The sequence below is a fragment of the Actinoplanes sp. ATCC 53533 genome, from assembly GCF_003947245.1.
On the sequence record NZ_QHHV01000553.1, the window covers coordinates 1 to 1174 of the forward strand.

A 1174-nucleotide genomic window follows, 5' to 3' on the forward strand; every position below is an offset into this window, starting at 1 on the left:
TAGAGCACCGCCGAGAAGTAGAGCCACATCCGCATGAGGAAAGGGATGAGATTCCGGACATCGGGGATCTTGCTGCCCAGCCGGGCCCCGGTCAGCGCCAGTCCGGCGTTGAACATGGCCTGCAACAGGAAGACCGGCACGATGAGCAGCCACTCCACCGTGATCGGCTCGCCGAAGCCGAGCACGATGACCATCAGCACGGCCAGCGAGGCCATCGTGTTGCGGATCTCGACCATCGTGATCGCCAGCGGCAGGCTGGCGCGCGGGAAGTGCAGGGCCCGGATCAGCCCCAGGTTGCCGCTGACCCCTGCCTGGATGCCGGCCGACACCGTGGACTGGGTGAAGCCGAAGATGAACACGCCGGTGCAGAGGTAGGCGACGAAGTTGTCGACCCCGCTCTTCGTGTTCAGGATGATGCCGAAGATCAGGTAGTACACAGCCGCGTTGATCAGCGGGGTGAGCACCTGCCAGAAGACGCCGAGCCGGGTCTTGCCCAACGACGATGAGACCTTGGCGTTGGCGTAAGACGCGATGAAGTGCCGGTAGGCCCACAACTGCCGGGAATACCCGGACAGGGAGGGCAGCTTGCCGGCGGCACTCAGGCCGTGCCTGCGGGCCAGCTCCTTGAGCGTCAGGCCGGTGTCGGATTCGGCGACCGCCGTCTGGGGCATGGGGTGTCGCTCCGATCTAGTCGGTCCGCTGGGGATGGGGGACCTTGATGACTTGCGCGGGAACACACTAAACATTGTGCATCGATGGAACGGCGTCGTATCGACGTTAGAGCCGAAATTAGCCGAACGAGCGCCGGAACGCAACCGTTGCGTCCTGGCGTATAGTGCACCCGTGGTTACAGCGAAACGTGCACCCGCCGGAGCGGCGGTGCTCCGCGGCGACATCACCGCGGCCATCCGTAACGCGGTCATGAACGAGCTGGCCGAGGTCGGCTACGGCCGGCTATCCATCGAGGCGGTGGCGCGCCGCGCCGGCGTCGGCAAAACCGCGATCTATCGCCGGTGGAGCAACAAGCTGGAGATGGTCCTCGAGATCGTCTCCGCAATCGCGGAGCGTAGCGTGCCTATGCCCGACACCGGAAGCTTCGCGGGTGATCTGCAACTGCTCATGTTCATCGTGAGCAAGGCGCTGCAGCATCGGATCGCGTCGCAGATCATCCCCG

General features: G+C 64.6%; 2 protein-coding genes. One reads left to right on the plus strand and one right to left on the minus strand.

What is annotated here, in order from left to right; translation table 11 throughout:
- The coding region (locus DMB66_RS59970; protein ID WP_125812706.1) for an ABC transporter permease at window positions 1-671 on the minus strand (671 nt) is incomplete at its 3' end.
- A 172-nt stretch (window positions 672-843) separates the two neighbouring features.
- Between DMB66_RS59970 and DMB66_RS59975 the strand changes: the two genes are divergently transcribed.
- On the plus strand, window positions 844-1174 hold a 331-nt coding region (locus tag DMB66_RS59975), incomplete at its 3' end, for a helix-turn-helix domain-containing protein (RefSeq protein WP_148112981.1).